The 17,997-nt window shown below is 68.9% G+C and carries 13 protein-coding genes; 8 read left to right on the forward strand and 5 right to left on the reverse strand.

Going from position 1 to position 17,997, the window contains the following annotated elements; translation table 11 throughout:
- The first annotated feature begins 97 nt into the window (after positions 1-97).
- The 3 genes from AAD027_RS18125 to AAD027_RS18135 are packed head-to-tail and all read left to right on the forward strand — an operon-like array spanning position 98 to position 2,242.
- Complete coding sequence (locus tag AAD027_RS18125) at positions 98-550, forward strand: MerR family transcriptional regulator (protein WP_341727440.1); 453 nt, start codon at positions 98-100, stop codon at positions 548-550.
- Positions 551-606: 56 nt separating this feature from the next.
- Positions 607-1,533, forward strand: a complete 927-nt coding sequence (locus tag AAD027_RS18130; RefSeq protein ID WP_341727441.1) for a hypothetical protein — start codon at positions 607-609, stop codon at positions 1,531-1,533.
- Between the two features lie 25 nt (positions 1,534-1,558).
- Positions 1,559-2,242: a type 1 glutamine amidotransferase domain-containing protein gene (locus tag AAD027_RS18135; protein WP_341727442.1), complete on the forward strand. Its 684-nt coding sequence runs from the start codon at positions 1,559-1,561 to the stop codon at positions 2,240-2,242.
- 72 nt (positions 2,243-2,314) lie between these two features.
- On the opposite strand, the gene AAD027_RS18140 is transcribed toward AAD027_RS18135, so the two are convergent.
- On the reverse strand, positions 2,315-4,369 hold the full coding sequence (locus AAD027_RS18140) for a winged helix-turn-helix domain-containing protein (protein ID WP_341727443.1): 2,055 nt from the start codon (positions 4,367-4,369) through the stop codon (positions 2,315-2,317).
- A 195-nt stretch (positions 4,370-4,564) separates the two neighbouring features.
- On the opposite strand from AAD027_RS18140, the gene AAD027_RS18145 reads away from it, so the two are divergent.
- Positions 4,565-6,361 (forward strand): tetratricopeptide repeat protein, encoded by a 1,797-nt coding sequence (locus AAD027_RS18145; protein ID WP_341727444.1) that lies wholly within the window; start codon positions 4,565-4,567, stop codon positions 6,359-6,361.
- Between the two features lie 222 nt (positions 6,362-6,583).
- Here AAD027_RS18145 and AAD027_RS18150 read toward each other — a convergent pair whose 3' ends face one another.
- Positions 6,584-7,450, reverse strand: coding sequence for an energy transducer TonB (locus tag AAD027_RS18150; protein WP_341727445.1), 867 nt, complete (start codon positions 7,448-7,450; stop codon positions 6,584-6,586).
- A 73-nt stretch (positions 7,451-7,523) separates the two neighbouring features.
- Here AAD027_RS18150 and AAD027_RS18155 point away from each other — a divergent pair, with 73 nt between their 5' ends.
- Entirely contained in the window at positions 7,524-9,332 is a 1,809-nt protein-coding gene (locus AAD027_RS18155; protein WP_341727446.1) for a monovalent cation:proton antiporter-2 (CPA2) family protein, read from the forward strand.
- A 22-nt stretch (positions 9,333-9,354) separates the two neighbouring features.
- Here the strand turns inward: AAD027_RS18155 and AAD027_RS18160 are convergent, their stop codons facing one another.
- Both AAD027_RS18160 and AAD027_RS18165 read right to left on the reverse strand, forming a co-directional pair.
- Positions 9,355-12,654, reverse strand: a complete 3,300-nt coding sequence (locus tag AAD027_RS18160) for an ankyrin repeat domain-containing protein (RefSeq protein ID WP_341727447.1) — start codon at positions 12,652-12,654, stop codon at positions 9,355-9,357.
- A complete protein-coding gene (locus AAD027_RS18165; RefSeq protein ID WP_341727448.1) occupies positions 12,647-12,904 on the reverse strand; it encodes a YcgL domain-containing protein in 258 nt (85 codons plus the stop codon). The genes AAD027_RS18160 and AAD027_RS18165 overlap by 8 nt, the downstream gene beginning before the upstream one ends.
- A 163-nt stretch (positions 12,905-13,067) precedes the next feature.
- Between AAD027_RS18165 and AAD027_RS18170 the strand changes: the two genes are divergently transcribed.
- The 3 genes from AAD027_RS18170 to hemF are packed head-to-tail and all read left to right on the forward strand — an operon-like array spanning position 13,068 to position 16,955.
- Positions 13,068-15,434 carry a S9 family peptidase gene (locus tag AAD027_RS18170; protein ID WP_341727449.1) on the forward strand — a complete coding sequence of 789 codons (2,367 nt, stop codon included), beginning with the start codon at positions 13,068-13,070 and terminating at the stop codon, positions 15,432-15,434.
- Positions 15,435-15,441: 7 nt separating this feature from the next.
- Positions 15,442-15,999 carry a hypothetical protein gene (locus AAD027_RS18175; RefSeq protein WP_341727450.1) on the forward strand — a complete coding sequence of 186 codons (558 nt, stop codon included), beginning with the start codon at positions 15,442-15,444 and terminating at the stop codon, positions 15,997-15,999.
- A gap of 44 nt (positions 16,000-16,043) precedes the next feature.
- Positions 16,044-16,955 (forward strand): oxygen-dependent coproporphyrinogen oxidase, encoded by a 912-nt coding sequence (gene hemF / locus AAD027_RS18180; RefSeq protein ID WP_341727451.1) that lies wholly within the window; start codon positions 16,044-16,046, stop codon positions 16,953-16,955.
- 267 nt (positions 16,956-17,222) lie between these two features.
- On the opposite strand, the gene AAD027_RS18185 is transcribed toward hemF, so the two are convergent.
- Positions 17,223-17,711 carry a DUF421 domain-containing protein gene (locus AAD027_RS18185; protein ID WP_341727452.1) on the reverse strand — a complete coding sequence of 163 codons (489 nt, stop codon included), beginning with the start codon at positions 17,709-17,711 and terminating at the stop codon, positions 17,223-17,225.
- Positions 17,712-17,997: the final 286 nt, after the last annotated feature.

A 17,997-nucleotide genomic window follows, 5' to 3' on the forward strand; every position in this document is an offset into this window, starting at 1 on the left:
GTGCTCCGGTGACTGCTGGTAAGGCTCCATACGCCGTCCCGCTTGACCGGTCATGCACCGTAAGCCTAAAGTTAACTTTAATGTCAACGAGTGTCTGATGTACGGTATGAAGATTGGAGAACTGGCGAAGCTCACTGGCCTGACAGCGTCTCGCATCCGTTTCTACGAGAGTGCTGGCCTGCTCCTTGCGGTGGCACGCCAGGCCAACGGTTATCGCGATTACCCGCCCGAGACGGCCTCGATGCTGGAGATCATCGACAGCGCCCAACGCGCCGGCTTCTCACTGGAGCAGATTCGCCATCTTCTCCCTCTCGGCGATGGCAGCTGGAACCACGAGGAATTGCTGATCGCGCTCAAAGCCAAGGTCGCCGAGATCGAGATATTGCAGAAGCGCCTGAAGCAGAACAAGGCGCAATTGCTCGTCGCCATCGACAGTATCGAGAACCGGCCGGATGACATCGACTGCGAGGACAATCGGATGCGGGTGCTGAACCGACTGCGCGGCAAGGGCGTGGTGGCCTCGCGCCGCAAACCGGCTCGTGATGCCTGAGACAGCGTCCACGGACTTGACCTTCAACTGTGGTTGAACCCTAGCGTGCGAGTCGGGTGATCGACGAGGCGCCGACGATGGAACAGGGTTTTACGGAAGTCGAGTTCGGAACACACAAGGTGCTCGTGCCGTCAGGCGGGTACTACGACCGGTTCCGCATGAATCCGGATCTGGATGAGGTGGCCCAGGATCCGGCTGCAGGCAATATCGATTTTTTCCGTCGCATCCCGAAGTCGATGGTGGCGACCCGCGTCGGCCCCGCCTGGTCACCCAACTTCTACTACCGGACCAGCAGCGTCCAATTGCTGCTCCTGGCGCCACTTGCGCACTTGCGCACCGCCCTGCTCATGCCCCTGGAACCGCTGCGATCATTACCCGGTCACGGACTGGTGGCGCTGACGTTCTTCTCCTACCACGTATGCGACAACGACCCCTACAACGAGGTCTCCATCGCCGTAGTCATCCGACGGCCGCGAACTCGCGGTTCCCATGCCCTGGAACTGGCGCGTACGCTGCGGCGACGCGCCTATGTCGCGCATGTGCTCGCGCTGCCCGTGGATACCGAGATCGCACGCGTGCGCGGCGTGCATGGGTACCAGTTACCCAAGTGGCTGGCCGACATCGAACTGGGCATCGGGTCGAAAGTACGGGCGCAGATCCGCGCCCGCGGTGGCGCACCAGACCTCTCGCTGGAGGCGCCGCTGCCCGAAGTGCGCACGGTGGCGCCACAATCGCGAATGGGCACGACCACGATGGTCCACCTGATCGACGGCGCATGGCACCAAACCACAGTGCAATCGAATACGCTGGCCTTCGCCCAACAGATGTGGCCGAAGGATGTGGCCCTATCACGCCATGGAGGCCCGATGAGCCAGCTACTGGACGGCCTGGGTGCGTCCACTCTTGTACGCATGGACGTAGTAAAGGACGCGCAACTGGTATTGAACATGCCGCGATCATTGAAAGCCCTCGATCGCACCTGATGCCCATGACGAGGCACCATCGCACATGACCCGACGCATCCTTCATGTCGTCAGCAACGTCGCCCACTACGACGACCCATCCCATCCAACTGGCTTATGGCTGTCGGAACTGACCCATGCCTTCGATCTCTTCGAGGAGAAGGGCTATGAACAACGCATCGTGAGCCCGAAGGGCGGCGTATCGCCCCTCGAGCCCCGCGCCCTCAAATGGCCTTTGTTGGATGCATCTGCCAAGGCATGGCTCAACGACGCGAAAAGGATGGCCTTGCTATCGAGTACCGCCAGTCCCGACGAAATCGATCCGGGAGACTTCGACGCGATCTACTTCACCGGCGGACATGCCGTAATGTGGGACTTCCCGGATAGCGCCGGACTCCAACGTATTACTCGCGAGATCTATGAGCGCAGAGGAATCGTTGCCGCGGTGTGCCACGGCTACTGTGGCTTGCTGAACACGAAACTGTCCGATGGCTCGCTATTGGTCGCCGGGCGTAAGGTCACTGGCTTCTCCTGGCGAGAGGAAGTGCTTGCGGGCGTTGCGACGGACATGCCGTACAACGCCGAGGAAGAGATGAAGCGACGCGGCGCGCGATACGAGAAGGCATTCCTGCCGTTCGTACCGAACGCGGTCGTAGATGGCCGCTTGGTGACCGGCCAGAACCCGGCATCGGCAAAGGTGACAGCAAGGCGGATTGTCGATCTTCTGTGACCGCTTTGGGTCGACTCCGGAAGTAGCCGCATCAATCCGACGTAATCCATTCGGAAAAAATCGAAACCGGCCTCACCGGCACTGGAAGTCCCCGGCGCCGACGGGTCCGCAACCGTCGCCCCAGCGGCCGGTCTGCCGCCAGTAGTCGGCCACCCCGGCCTCGATCAGCAGCTTCTTGAAGTCCGGGTGCCCGCGCAGGCCGGAATAGGGGGAAATCCATAAAGAGGTGTAGAAATTCTGGTGCATGGTGCCTTCCCTGAATCCCTCATGGGCTTCCAGAGTCCTGCGCAGGGCGGTCGCGGCCAGGTCGGCATCGCCCAACGCATCGGCCACCATGGACCAGTGCTCGGCGGTCCAGGGATCGGCGGCGGCGCCACCGTAGGCATCGTCCGTGAGCGCCTTGCGCACGAGGGCGAGCATGGCCTCCCGCTCGTCCAGCACCGCGCCCAGGTCGCGGAAAAGCGGCGACCGGAAAAAACCGCCCCGTCGCTGCAACAACTTGCCGTGCAGTTCGCGCAATTCCTGCAATCCGCCAGGCCGCTCGCCCGCCAGTTGGCGAAAGAAGGCGACAGAGTCCGGCTCCGCTTGGCTGCCCTCCAGTTCCCGCCCGCGCCGGTATTCGGCCTCGGCATCCTCGTAGCGACGTGCGGCGGTGTAGCAGTACTGCAGGTCGCGTGAGAGGAACAGCGCCAACGGCTCGCGGGCGCGCACCTGCTCGACCAAGGCGATGGTTTCTTCCAGACGACCCATGGCGAAGATCATGTAGCTGTAATCCCAGACGCGCTCCTTGGTCAGAGGTCCGGAATCCACGATCTGCTTCGCCAGCGCGATGGCCTCGCCGCGCCTGCCCTCGCGCCACAGCGCATTGGAGCGGTCGCGCCTGGCCACCCAGCTGTCCGGCGCGATGCGGGCGATACGCTCGCGGACCTGCGACGCCTCGGTACGCAGCTGTCCGGCCTGGATCCCGCCGACTTCCTGCGCCACCGCGTTCAGCGAAACGGCCAGCGCGTCCCAGCACAGCACGCACTGCGGATCCAGCGCCACCATTTCGCGCGCCAGTCGCAGGCGTTCGCGATCGTGTTCGACATCGAACTGTTCCCGCATCACGATGCTGCGCCAGCGCAGGAAGCGTTCGTAGGCCTCCACGTTGGTCGTGCCGCCCTGCTCGCGGTTGAACGTCGCCACGTCCAGCTTCACGCTCAGGGCCTGCGCCACGTCGCGCGAAATTTCCTCCTGCACCGCGAACACGTCGCGCAGTTCGCGCGCGTAGGTCTTCGACCACAGGTGGGTGCCGTCGTCGGCGCGGACGAACTGCGCGGTGACGCGCAGGTCGTCGCCATCCCTGCGGACGCTGCCTTCCAGCAGGTAGGCGACGCCGAGTTTCCTGCCGATGGCGCGCAGGTCCTCGTTCCTGCCCTTGAACGAGAAGCTCGACGTGCGCCCCACCACCCTCAGCGCCTGCGACTGCGCCAGTTGGTCGAGGATTTCCTCGGCCAGGCCGTCGGCCAGGTATTCCTGGTCGTGCGCACGGGAAAGATCGGCGAACGGCAATACCGCCAGCGAGGGCCGGGCGGCGGCCGCGGGCGCATCGGACGCAGCGACGGGCGCCGCCCGATCAGCCTGGCGCGACCACCAGGCAGCGGCGACCGCCAGCAGCGCCACGGCAACGATGGCGGCAAGCCAGAGCCGGCGCGACCGGACCGGTTCCGGGCCCGCTGCCACGACGGGCGCGGCCGGCGTTGCCGCCCCTGCCTCCACTCCGGTGGCATCGACCTCGGTTCCCATCGTCGCAACGGGTAGCGAGGTGGATACGGGCAGGTCGAAGCGGTAGCCGATCCCGTACACCGTATGCAGAAGGCGCGGGTGCAGCGCGTCTTCGCCCAGCGTTTGCCGCAGCAGGCTCATGATCCGGTTCAGCACGCTCTGGGTGACGTGCCGGTGGCCCCAGACCGTATCCAGGATTTCGTCGCGGGTGAATACCCGGCCGGGCGAACCGGCCAGCAGCGCGAGCACGGCGAAGGCCTTGGGTTCCAGCGCCTGCTCGCGGCCCGCACGCGACAGCCGCCGGCCGGCGAAGTCGATGACCAAGTCGTCGAAGGCGAGGTGATCCGGAGCAGGCTGCGGCATACGATTCCCGGCGGGCGAACCCCACCCGGCCAAGTATATGGGGCAGTTCGTCCTGGCCGGCCCGGCCCCTTCCTGAGTCTTTCCTCAGCAACCTGCGACTCGCCTGCGATTCGCCTAAGGACTGGTCCGCGCCACGGCGGCAAGCTGGCTGCGCCAGGTACGATCCGGAACCCGTCACTCCCCCGGGAGAACGCCATGAAAAAGCCGTCGCCCCGCCTCATCGCCCTGTCCGTCGCGCTCGCTGGCATCTGCGGCTCCTCCAGCCTGATGGGGAAATCGGAAGACGCGTCCCTGGTGTACGACACGCTGCTCGATCCGAGGGGCGCCCTCTGTTCTCCGCCCGCCGCGGGCCGTCCCGCGCTGCTCGATGCCCTGGTGCTCGCACAGGCCTCCGAAACCCGGCCTTTCCCCACGTTGCCGATGAAAGCCGCGGACGGCGCGGTGCCGCTGTACGACAACCTCGGCGAATTGACCCTGCAGGTGGGCACGCAAAGCGCGAAAGCGCAGGCGTATTTCGACCAGGGACTGCGCTGGGCGTTCGCGTTCAACCACGCCGAGGCGCAGCGCGCGTTCCAGGCCGCGCAGAAGGAAGACCCGGCGCTGGCGATGGCGCATTGGGGCGAGGCCTTCGTGCTGGGACCGAACATCAACGCGCCGATGCTGCCCGAGGCCGTGGCGCCCGCGTTCGCGGCGCTGGCGAAGGCGGTGGCACTGGCGCCCGCCGCGCCGGCGAAGGATCGCGCGCTGATCGCGGCGCTGCAGAAGCGCTACTCGGCCGACCCCGAAGCCGACCGCGTTGCGCTGGACGCCGCCTTCGCGGACGCGATGCAGGCCGTGGCCAGGGAATATCCGGACGACGACACGATCCAGACGCTCTACGCCGAATCCGTCATGGACACGCAGCCGTGGGATTACTGGGAAGCGGCGGGAACCGAGCCCAAGGGCCGCGCCGGCGAGATGCTCGCGGCGCTCGAAAAAGTCCTCGCCCGCAACCCGGAACATCCGGGCGCGATCCACCTCTACATCCACGCCGTCGAGGCTTCCGCCGCGCCGGAACGCGGCCTGCCGCACGCCAGGCGCCTCGCCGCGCTGATGCCAGGTGCGGGGCACGTCGTGCACATGCCCGCGCACATCTACTACCGCGTGGGCCTGTTCAAGGAGTCGCTGGAAATCAACAAGCGCGCGATGGCCGCCGACGAGGCGTATTTCGCGACCTCGCCGTCCGATCCGCTATACAAGGCGGCCTACTACCCGCACAACATCCACTTCGTGCTGGTGTCCGCGCAAATGGGCGGCGACGGAGAGACCGCCCTCGACGCGGCGGGCAAGCTCGACGCCTCGCTGGCCGATGAAGTCGTCGCGGAATTCCCGCTGCTCGAGCCGATCAAGGCCGCGCCCTACCTCGCGCACGCCATCTTCAGCCCGCCGGCGGACATCCTCGCCCTGAAGGCCCCGCCGGAAAATCAGGTGCTGGTGGCGGCGCTCGCACACTACTCGCGCGCGTTGGCCCATGCCGCGAACAAGGACTTCGACGGCGCGCAACGCGAGATCGCCGCCATCGACGGCATCGAACGCAACGCGAACTTCCAGCCCTATATCGACTGGTACGTGCCCGGAAAGGAAATCGTGCAGACCGCGCGCCTGGTCGCCACCGCCCGCCTCGCCGACGCACGGGGCGACCTTGTCGCCGCGGCGAATGCCTACGAGGAAGCCGTGGCGGTGGAGGATTCGCTGTCCTACATGGAGCCACCTTACTGGTACTACCCCATCCGCCAGTCGCTGGGCTCGGTCTACCTGCGGCAAGGCAGGTTCGACGAGGCGGAGAAGGTGCTGCGGGAATCGCTGCTGCGCTCGCGTGGCAACGGCTGGGCGCTGGCGGGGCTGGCTGAAGTCTACAGGCGCAAGGGCGACAAAGCGGCGGAGAAGGCGGCGCGGCAGGCGTACGACAACGCGTGGTTCGGCGGCAAGGCGCCCGATGTCGCCCGGTTGTAAGGTCACGAGTTGTTCGCAAGCCCGCCGATCGAGCGTCGGCAATTCCTGCGCGGTGATCACCGTCACCGCTACCGGGAAATACGGCAAACATCTGCTCTCGTCGGTGAGCGACTGAGCGTGGGGTGCCTTGCAGATTGCCGGATTGCAACGCCCCGCACTGCGGGGCGTTTCGTTCTGGATCGGTACGCCATCGGGGCAGGGCGTCGTCGCGGCGATGCGCGTTCAGCCTTCGCTGGCCAGCGGCGTCAGCAGGCGCAGGGCCTGCTTGTCCAGCAACCCGACCGCACCGTCCGCCAGCGCTTCAGGCGAGCTGTTCGCCAGTTCCGCGTCGACCCATTCCGCCGTCTTTCGCGGTCCGGGGATGTAGGCGACCCATTGGCCGTACTTGGGCATCGCAGCGTCACCCATCGTGTATTCCACCGGCACGCGCACCGTCCAGAAGTCGGCGGCCGCCAGCTCGCCGCGGCTCGGCGGCGTGTACGACCAGCCCCGTGCCGCCTGCAAGGCCGAGCCGGCGAACATCCGTCGCATCTTCTCCATCAGCGGCTCGGTGGCCACGGCACGCAGGTTGACCTGTTCGGCGAATACCTCCTGCACGGTCCCGTCCCGCCCGACCTTGAGGATCAGGTAGACGGTGCCGGCGGCACCCGCCCGCGCCAGGGCGTCGGGATAACGCGGCGGCACCATCCGCTTGCTGCTGATCGAGTAGCCTTCATCCTGGCTCAAAGGATCGAAGTTGGCCGCCTGCAGGCGCATCTCGTAGGCTCCGTCCTCCTGTTTCCTGGCGACCAACAGCAGGCGCATCGTGTTGCGCGCTCCGACGGGCACACCGTCGACCTGCTGCGGCCTGAACTCCCAGGCCGGCACCTGCTGCTGCAGAAAGGCCACGACCCCCGGCGGCAGTTCGTCCGCCTCATCCAGAGCGTGGTCGACCACCCTGCCTTGCGCGTCGACGGCGATCTCGCCGGTGACCAGCATGCTGACCTCGATCTGCTTGCGGACGGCGCCCGCACCCTGCGCCGACGCTGCCTGCGCCAGCACCAGCGCCGAGACCAGTGCCGCTGCGCCCAACCAGCTTCTTTGCTTCATCGCGCCCTCCCGCATCCCTGGAAGTGGGCCTGGACCGGCCCGCGAGCCGCATACTATCGCCGCGAGGTGACGCATGCACGGCAGTGGTCTGGAACTGGCGCTGGTCTTCCTGCTGGCCGCGGTGATCGCGGTGCCGGTGTTCAAGCGCTTCGGGCTGGGGGCGGTGCTGGCCTACCTGGTGGCCGGCGTGGCGCTGGGGCCGGACGGGCTGGCGCTGGTGCAGGACGCCGACCGCATCCTGGACGCGGCCGAGATCGGCGTGGTGATGATGCTGTTCGTCATCGGCCTGGAGCTTTCGCCGTCGCGGCTGCGGGTGATGCGCAAGCCGGTGTTCGGCGCGGGCGGGCTGCAGGTGCTGCTGACGGCGCTGGCGCTGGGTTCGGTGTCGCTGCTGGCCAACCATCACTGGAAGACCGCCCTGGTGGTCGGCCTGGGCCTGGCGCTGTCGTCCACCGCGGTCAGCCTGCAACTGCTGGCCGAGCGGAAGGAACTGGCCAGCGAACACGGGCGGTTGGGCTTCGCGATCCTGTTGTTCCAGGACCTGGTGGCCATCCCGCTGCTGGCCGCCATTCCCTTGCTGGGCGGGGCGAAGAACGAGACGCTGACCTGGACGATGGTGTTCCAGGCGGTGGGCGCCATGGCCATCGTGATCTTCGGCGGGCGCCTGCTGCTGCGCCAGCTGTTTCGCGTGGCGGCGCGCACGCGCATGCCGGAGGTGTTCACCGCCAGCGCGCTATTGGTGGTGCTGGGCTTCGCGTGGTTCATGCAGCTGGCCGGGCTGAGCGCGGGCCTGGGCGCGTTCCTGGCCGGCGTGCTGCTGTCCGATTCGGAGTTCCGCCACGAGCTGGAATCGCAGATCGAGCCGTTCAAGGGACTGCTGCTGGGCTTGTTCTTCATCGCCGTGGGCATGGACATCGACCTGGACCGGGTAATGGCCGAACCGCAGGTCATCACCGCGGGCGTGCTGATCCTGCTGGCGATCAAGTTCGGCCTGCTGTTCGGCATCGGCCGCTGGCCCGGGCGGCTGGACCCGCGCGGTGCGCTGATGCTGGCCGGCACCCTGTGGCTGGGCGGCGAGTTCGCCTTCGTGGTGTTCAGCGAAGCCGTGCACGTGGGCCTGATGGAGAGCGACCTGCGCGACCGGCTGGTGGCCATCGTCGGCCTGTCGATGGCGCTGACGCCGCTGTTGCTGCTGGGCCTGCAACGGCTGCTGTCCGGCATCGACCGCCCCGACCGGCCGCCGCGCGCGTTCGACGACATCCCGGACCAGCAGCAACCCAGGGTGCTGATCGCGGGCATGGGCCGCTTCGGCCAGATCGTGGCGCGCCTGATGACCGCGCAGCGCATCCCGTTCGTGGCGCTGGAGCACAGCCCGGAAACCGTGGCCACGCTGCGCCGTTTCGGCAACGCGCGCATCTACTACGGCGACCCCACGCGGTCCGACCTGCTGCGCGCGGCCGGCGCGCGGCACGTGAAGGTGTTCGTGATCGCGATGGACGACCCGGACACCAACATCAAGGCGGCGCGACTGATCCACCGGATGTTCCCCGAGGCGCGCGTGCTGGCGCGCGCACGCAACCGACAGCACGCTTGGCGGTTGATGGACCTGAGCGCAGAGCCGTTCCGCGAGACGTTGGGCAGCAGCCTGGAGATGGCGCAGCAGGTGCTGGTGGAGCTGGGTTTCCCGCCGGAAACCGCCGCCGAGCATGCGCGCCGCTTCCGCGAACACGACGAGAAGCTGCTGCGCGCGCAATACCTGGTCTACGACGACGATGCGGCCGTGATCCAGACCGCGCGCGACGCGCGCGGCGACCTGGAAAAGCTGTTCGAGGCCGATGCCGGCGACGAAGCGGAGACGAAGAAGGAGCCCGGGATCGAGTGACCCGTGCGCGGTGGCCGCGGGATCAGTTGCGCTCGCGCAGGAAACGCGCCATCGACCCGCCCGCCCCCGGCACCGCGGGCGCGAACTCGGCCGCCACGTCCACGAAGCCGCGCATCACCGCGATCTCGCGCGGGGTGCGGTTCAACGCATCGCGCAGGTCGGGGTCGGCGCCCGCGCGCAGCAGGCGACCGACCACGCGCAGCAGGCCGTGCAGCGCCGCCAGGTGCAGCGGGCCGAAGCCGCGCGGGTCCTGCACCTCCAGCGAGACGTCTTCGTCCAGCAACCGCTCCAGCCCCGCCAGCACCACTTCCTCGTCGCAGGCGGTGCCGGGCTCGGCGCGCGCGCCGAGCAGCAGCAACAACGGAGTGACCGCGCCCGCAGCGACCTGTTCCGGCTCGGCGCCGGACAGCAGCAAGGTGTCGAACAGGGCCACCAGGCGCGGCCGGTCGCGGGCGGTGAAGCCGTACAGCGCGGCGCAATGCAGCGGGGTGAGGCCCTGCGCATCGCCGGCGTGCACGTTGGCGCCGGCGGTGATCAGGCGGGCGACGATTTCCGGCAGGCCCAGCGCCGCGGCCAGCATCAGCACGGTGACCCCGCCCGGCAGGCGGTGCTCGATGTCGGCCCCGGCGGCGAGCAGCGCGGTGACGATCCCGGCCTGGCGCATGCTGACGGCCGCCGACAGCGGCGTGGCGCCGGTATTGGCGGCGCGCTGCGGGTCGGCGCCACGCGCCAGCAGCAGTTCGACCGTGGCGGCATGGCCGCCGCCGGCCGCGCGCAGCAACGCGGTGCATCCCTGCGCGTCGGGCGAATCGACCTCGAAGCCCAGGTCCAGCAGGCGGCGCACGGCGTCGCGGTCGCCGGCCATCGCGGCGGCGGGAAGATCCGAGGTGCGCAAGGCGCGCCGCGGCAGCGGCCAGCCGCGCCAGTCCAGCCAATCGGCCAGGTCGCGACGACCGCAGGCCAGCGCCACGCCCAGCGGCGTCTGGCCATCGGCGGCGCGGGCTTCCGGTGAGGCGCCCTTGGCGATGAGTTGCTTCAGCGCGGCCTCGCGACCGAGCACGGCCGCCAGGTGCAGCGCGGTCATGCCATGGCTGTCGCGCGCTTCGCGGTCCACGCCGGTGTCGAGCAGGCGATCGAGCGCGCGTTGCCAACCCAGCCTGACGGCCAGCGACAGCGCGGGATCGCCCTGCGGGGACGGCGCGAAGGGATCGGCGCCGCGTTCCAGCAGGTCCAGCGCGACCTGTTCCAGCCCGCGCGCGGCCTGGTCGTCGGCGGCGCAGGCCGACAGGAAGCGCGCCAGTCCGCCCGCGCCGGCAGGCGATGCGGCGCGGCGCAGCAGCGCGTGCAGCGCCGGCACGCCCGTGGCGCCCTGCGCCAGCAACGCGAAGACCACCGTGTCGCCCTGCCCATTGCGGGCATCGGCATCGGCGCCATGGCGCAGCAGCCAGTCCAAGCGGGCCGGCATCTGCATCAACGCATGGTCGTGCAGCAGCGCGCCCAACTCCTCGCGCGAGCACAGCTTCGCCAGCGCCGCCAGGCCATCGAGCTGGCCATTGGCCAGTCCCTCGCGCAGCAGTTCGGAAGGCGCGCGATCGGCGGGCGCGTCGTCTTCGCCCGCCGCCACCGCGGACGGCAGCGCATAGGAAGGATCGAGCGCGGACACCAGCGTCCAGCGGCCGGCTTCGGCCGCCAGGTCGACGGCGCGCTTGCCGTTCGCGTCGGCATGGTCGGGCGCGATGCCCCATTCCAGCAGTCGCCGCACCAGCAATGGGGAAACCGTCTCGGCGGTGCAGGCCAGCATCAGCGCGGTGCGCTGTTCGGCATCGACCACCGCCACGTCGGAACCGGCTTCGGCCAGTTTCTCCAGCACGCCGATGCGGCCACCGCGCGCGGCATCCAGCCAGGGCGTGCGCCGGGCGGCGTCGCGGGCGTGCACATCGGCGCCGGCGGCGATCAGGGTGGCCACGATCTCCACATGACCGGCGAAGGCGGCTTCGTGCAGCGCGCTGCGGCGGTTGCCGTCGCGCGCATCGACCTTGGCCTTGTGCTTGAGCAGCAGTTGCACGCCGGCAGGGTCGTCCTCCTCGGTGGCGGCGGCGGCCAGCAGCACCGGTTGTCCGCCTTGCGGATCGGGCCGGGCACCGCGCTCCAGCAGGAACTTGGCCAGCCGCCAGTTGCCGGCTACACAGGCCACGCCCAACGGGGTCAGGCCATCGTGGTTGAGCGCGTCCAGCTCGGCGGCGGCGTCGCGCAGCAACGCGACCACGCCGGGGTCGGAACTGCGCGCGGCATGGTGCAGCGGGGTATTGCCTTCGCCGTCGGCCACGCGCGGATCGGCACCGTTGGCCAGCAGCGTGGTCACCGCATCCGGGCGGCCATGCCAACTGTCGCGGGTGGCGGCCAGCAGCGGGGTGACGCCGGCGTGCGCGTGATTGAGGTCCACGCCATGCCCGATCAGCGTGCGCAACAGGCGCAGGTCCGGCAGCACGGCGGCCAGCACGCCCAGGCTGCGCTGGTCGCGGGAGTTTTCCGGCGGCAGCGCGTGCGGATCGGCGCCGGCCTCGATCAGTTCCAGGGCGCGATCCACGCGGCCGGCGCGGGCGGCTTCGAACAGCGCCTGCTCCAGGCTCACCCCCTCGGCGGCGGGGGCGGCGATGGCATCCTCCGCGACGGGCTCCCCGGCGGTGTCCTGCATCTCCACCACCGGCAGCGCGCCGGCGCCGGTCACCCGCTGCACGCCCAGGTGCAGCGCCGGCAGCAGCAAGGCATAGGCGATGGCCAACCCGGTACGCAGCCCGTCGGGCACCAGCCCGGGCCAGGCCAGGCACAGGCCACCGCCAAGCGCCAGCGCCAGCAGCGCGGCCACGGCCAGTCCCCGCCAGGCGTGGAAGTCGCGTTCGGCCAGTCCCCGCCAGTGCGCGGCCAGCGCGCCGCCGTCGCGCTCCAGCCCGTGCCACAGCGGCCAGGTGCGCCACAGCCCGATCAATGCCGCGCCGACCACGGCGCTGACGCCCAGCGCCGCCGGCAGGCTGCCGCTGTCGCGCAGGGAGGCCAGCGGCCAGGCCAGCAGCAGGGCGGTCGCGGCCAGCGCCACCGCCCAGGCCAGCAGCAGCGCCGGCAGGTCTTCGCGCAGCGCATGGCGCGGCGCCAGCACGCGGGTGCCGCGCAGCCAGGAGACGCCCAGCGCCACCGCCGGCTGCGCCAGCCATGCAGTCGATGCCGCCACGACGCCGCCGGCCAGCCCGCCCAGGCCGGCCAGCAGCATCCCCAGCGCCAGGGCGGCCAGGGCGATGTGGCGGGTCTGCAACCGGGGCTCAGGCATCGGGGCGATGGATCGGGTCGGGTTGGGGCGGGAACTGGATATGGAAACCGCGCGCGGCCAGGTTCTGCCGCACCACGGCGGCATCCTCGCGGGCCAGCCTGCGCTCGGGCGTCAGCGCCACTTCCAGCACGAACGCCAGCGCACCCAGCTGGGTGCGCAGCGGTTCGGGCAACACGGTGAAGTCGTCGCGCGTGGCCAGGTAGACGAAGGTGTCGGCCTTGCGCTGGCTCTTGTAGACGTAGGCTTGCATCCGCGCGTGTCGCGCCCTGCGTGTGGACGATGGCAGATTGTGCGGGAAATGCCGGTTGCGCGAAACCCGCACGGCGTTCACAAAAACACATGACCATCGGCTGGCGGAGCGCATCCGGCGGGCTGGTAATCTTCGCCGTTCACCTCGCACTAACGGATGCCCGATGCGCCCCGCCCTGCTTGCCCTGCTGCTGCCGCTGGCCCTCGCGCCGGCCGCACTCGCCCAGCCCGCCACCCCGCTGACCCTCGAACAGGTGATGGCCGAGCCCGACTGGATCGGTCCGCCGGTCGAACGCGCCTGGTGGGCCTGGGACGGCCAACGCGTGCAGTACGAACTCAAGCGCGACGCCAGCGTGGTCCGCGACGCCTTCGAGCAATCCATCGCCGGCGGCGCCGCACAACGCGTGGCCGACGCGCAGCGCGGCACGCTGGATGCCGCCGGTCCCGTCTACGACGCCGCCCGCCAGCGCATGCTGCTGGTGCGCAATGGCGATCTGTTCGTGCGCGACCTGCGCAGCGGCGCGCTGACCCAGATCACCCGCAGCAACGAAGCGGAAATGCAGGCGCGCTTCGGCAGCGACGGCGGGGCGATCTGGCGCACCGGCAACACCTGGTACCGCTGGACCGCCGGTGGCGGCGTGGCCACCGTGGCCGAACTGAAGGCCGAGCGCGACCCGAACGCGCCGCCCAAGGCCGACGCGCTGCGCGAGCAGCAGCTGCGCACGATCCGCACCCTGGCCGACGATCGCGCCCAGCGCGAGGAAGCGCAGAAGCAGGCCGAGGCCTGGCGCAAGGCCGACCCGACCCGCGCGCCCGCGCCGGTGTACCTGGGCGCGGAGGTAGAGATCAGCGGCAGCGCGCTGTCGCCCAACGGCCGCTGGTTGCTGGTGGTCACGCAGAAGAAGGGCGCCGACGCCGGCCAGGGCGGCAAGATGCCCAGGTACGTCACCGAATCCGGCTACGAGGAGTTCCAGGAAGTCCGCACCCGCGTGGGCCGCAACAACCCGCTGCCGCACACGCTGTGGCAGGTGGACCTGGCCGACAACAGCGTCAGGGAGCTGAAGTTCGACGCCCTGCCCGGCATCGACAAGGACCCGCTGGCCGCCCTGCGCAAGGCCGCCGGCAAGGATCCGCTGAAGGGCAACCGCGACGTCCGCATCGAGAACAACAGCGGCGGCGACGCCATCGCCTGGACCAACGACGGCGCGCAGGCCGCCGTGCAGATCCATTCGGTGGACAACAAGGACCGCTGGATCGCCACCGTCGACTTCGCCAATGCGCGGCTGCTGCCGCGCCACCGGCTGACCGACGACGCCTGGGTCAACTGGGGCTTCAACGAGTTCGGCTGGCTGCCCGACAACCGCACGCTATGGCTGCTGTCGGAGGAATCCGGCTACTCGCACCTGTACACGCTGGCCGGCGACGGCAAGCCGCGCGCGCGCACTTCGGGCCGATGGGAAGTGTCCGCGCCGGAACCGACCGCCGACGGCAACGGCTTCCTGTTCCTGTGCAACCGCGACTGGCCGGGCGACTACGAGGTGTGCAAGCTGGACCTGGCCAGCAACCAGGTCAGGGAAGTCACCGCGCTGGACGGCGTGGAGGACTTCACCCTGTCGCCGGACGGCCGCCGGCTGCTGGTGCGCCACTCGCGCAGCTATGTGCCGCCGCAGCTGGCGGTGGTGGGCGTGGACGGCGGCGAAGCCACCTCACTGACCGACACGCGCACGGCCGCGTTCAAGGCCCGCGAGTGGACCCAGCCCGAGTACGTGCGGGTGCCGTCCAAGCACGGCGCCGGCACGGTTTGGGGCAAGTACTACGGTCCGAAGACGATGGAAGCCGGCAGGCGCTATCCCATCGTGATGTTCGTGCACGGCGCCGGCTACCTGCAGAACGTCAGCGCGCGCTACCCGAACTACTACCGCGAGCAGATGTTCCACCAGTTGCTGGTGGATCGCGGCTACATCGTGCTGGACCTGGACTACCGCGCCAGCGAAGGCTACGGCCGCGACTGGCGCACCGCGATCTATCGCAACATGGGCCATCCCGAGCTGGAGGACTACCTGGACGGCCTGGACTGGCTGGTCGAACAGAAGCAGGGCGACCGCGACCGCGCCGGCATCTACGGCGGCAGCTACGGCGGCTTCATGACCTTCATGGCGCTGTTCCGCCAGCCGGGCGTGTTCAAGGCCGGCGCCGCGCTGCGCCCGGTGGTGGACTGGACGCAGTACAACCACACCTACACCAGCAACATCCTCAACACGCCGGAGCTGGACCCGCAGGCCTACCGCACGTCCTCGCCGATCGAATACGCCGACGGCCTGCAGGACCACCTGCTGATCGCGCACGGCATGATCGACGACAACGTGTTCTTCAAGGACTCGGTGGTGCTGGCGCAGAAGCTGATCGAACTGCGCAAGGACAACTGGGAACTGGCCGCGTACCCGCTGGAACGCCACGGCTTCACCCGCTCCGATTCGTGGCTGGACGAGTACAAGCGCGTGCTGAAGCTGTTCGAGCAGAACCTCAAGTAAGCCGCGCATGCCATCCACAGGCGCCAGCGGCATGCCATCGTCGTTCGTCACGGTGATGGCGCAGGTGTCCATCGTGCTGGGCCTGGCCGGCACGGCGTATGCGCTGGTGCAGGCCGTCGCCGCGGCCATGCTGCTGCGCGGCGGCGAACTCGGCGACACCATCGCCCAACTGCCGATGGCGGACCTGCCGCTCGCCGCGGCCTGGCTGCTGACTCACCTGGAAATGCTGGCCTGGAGCTTCCTGCTGGCCAGCGCCGCGTTCCTGGCGGTGTCGGTGGGCCTGCTGCGCCGCCGGCGCTGGGCGTGGTGGGGGTTCGTGGCCTTCATGGTGTTGGGCGCGCTGGCCAATTTCGCCGGCATCGCGCTGGTGGACCGGGTATTCGCCTGGGTGCAGGCATTGCCCGCGAACCCCGATGTCGCCGTGCTGCAGGCCGAGCTGGCGCCGCTGCACACGATGGCGTTGGCGATGACCACGGCCACTGCCGTCGTCTTCGCCGTGCTGCACGGGCTGATCGTCTGGAAGCTGTGCACGCCGGAGATCCGTGCCGAGTTCCCGCGCCACTGACCGCCGTCGATGAGCCGCCCACCACGGCCGGTAGAATGCGCGCCATGAACGACATGACGCCCGTCCGCGACTACCTGACCGACCTGCAGGACCGTATCTGCGCCGCCATCGAAGCGGCCGACGGCCGGGCCCGCTTCATCGAAGATCGTTGGACCCGCACCGAAGGCGGCGGCGGGCGCACCCGCGTGCTGCGCGATGGCGCGGTGTTCGAACAGGCCGGCATCGGCTTCTCCGACGTCTCCGGCAACAAGCTGCCGCCCTCCGCTTCAGCGCATCGCCCGGAACTGGCGGGCGCCTCGTGGCGCGCGGTGGGCGTGTCGCTGGTGTTCCACCCGCGCAACCCGCACCTGCCGACCACGCACGCCAACGTGCGCCATTTTCGCGCCGAGCGCGACGGCCAGACGGTGGCGTGGTGGTTCGGCGGCGGCTTCGACCTGACGCCGTTCTATCCGGTGGACGAGGACGTGCGCCACTGGCACCGGACCGCGCGCGAGCTGTGCGAACCGTTCGGCGGACAGGCGCGCTACGACGCGCACAAGCGCTGGTGCGACGAGTATTTCTTCCTCAGGCACCGCAACGAGACGCGCGGCGTGGGCGGGTTGTTCTTCGACGACCTGGGCACGGACTTCGATGCCGACTTCGCCTACCTGCGCGCGGTGGGCGATGGCTTCCTCGACGCCTACCTGCCCATCGTGGAACGCCGCAAGGACACGCCCCATGGCGACCGCGAACGGCAGTTCCAGTTGTACCGGCGCGGCCGCTACGTGGAATTCAACCTGGTCTACGACCGCGGCACGCTGTTCGGCCTGCAGAGCGGCGGCCGCGCCGAATCGATCCTGATGAGCCTGCCCCCGCTGGTGCGCTGGGAATACGGCTACTCGCCGGAGGAAGGCAGCGCCGAGCAGCGGTTGAACGACTACCTGCGACCGCGCGACTGGCTGGCCGAGTTGGGTTGACCGCCCCCGTCGTAGGAGCGGCCCATGGCCGCGATGCTTTTGCGGGGTATGCAGGGAAGAGCATCGCGCCCAAGGGCGCTCCTACAAGTCTCCGCTGGAGGAGCGGCCTCGGCCGCGACCGTGGAAACGGAAAAGCCATTGGCCACGGATGAACACAGAGGAAGCTTTTAAAGCTCTATAGGCTTTATCCGCATTAATCCGTGTCATCCGTGGCTCAAGGTTTCTTGTTCCCCCGGTCGCGGCTAAAGCCGCTCCTGCAGGACGCGGCTAGCTCTGCCTGGTAACCAGCGTGATGTGCCCGTTGTTCTCCAGCACCGCCAGCCGGATGTCGCCCATGTCCAGGCAGCCGGCCTCGCGCATCGCCTTCTCGAAATCCTCGTGGCTGATCAGTTCGCGCCGCAGCACGTCGCGGTAGACCTGGCCATCGCGCGCCAGCAGCACGGGGGCGCCTTCCACCATCCGCTCCACGCGCGGCGAGCGCACGGAGGCCAGCCCCACCAGCCAGTTCAGCGCGATCAGCGTGACCGCCAGCAACAGGCCGCCGCCGACCGACGTGTCCTGGCCCAGCAATGCGTTCTGCACCGCGTTGCCCAGCAGCACCACCAGCAGCATGTCGAACGGGGTGAACTGGCCCATGGTGCGCTTGCCGGACAGGCGGATCAGGCCCAGCAGCACGAAATACACCACGCAGGCGCGCAGCACGAAGGCCCACCACGGCATGGCCAGGTCGAACATCTCGGCGAACGTGGAATCCATGCGGCACCCTGTCGTGTGGAGTGGATGCGCGCACGTTAGCGCAGCCGTGCGTGAACGACAGGCAATAAAAAGCCCCGCAGACCAGGGGGAGGTCGGCGGGGCCAGGGGAGCGGGACCTGGGGAGGGGTCTTCGCTCCGGGGGAGATCGCTCCAGGGGATGGGAGAGATCAGCGACAGACGTTGCATCTGTCGCGAGCTATATGACCACTCCGCACATGGATGGTTCGTGAAGATTACGGTTAAAAAACCGTAAGATTCAGGGGGAATTCATTTTATTGAACTGATT

The organism is Pseudoxanthomonas putridarboris, from assembly GCF_038321125.1.
GTDB lineage: Bacteria > Pseudomonadota > Gammaproteobacteria > Xanthomonadales > Xanthomonadaceae > Pseudoxanthomonas_A > Pseudoxanthomonas_A putridarboris.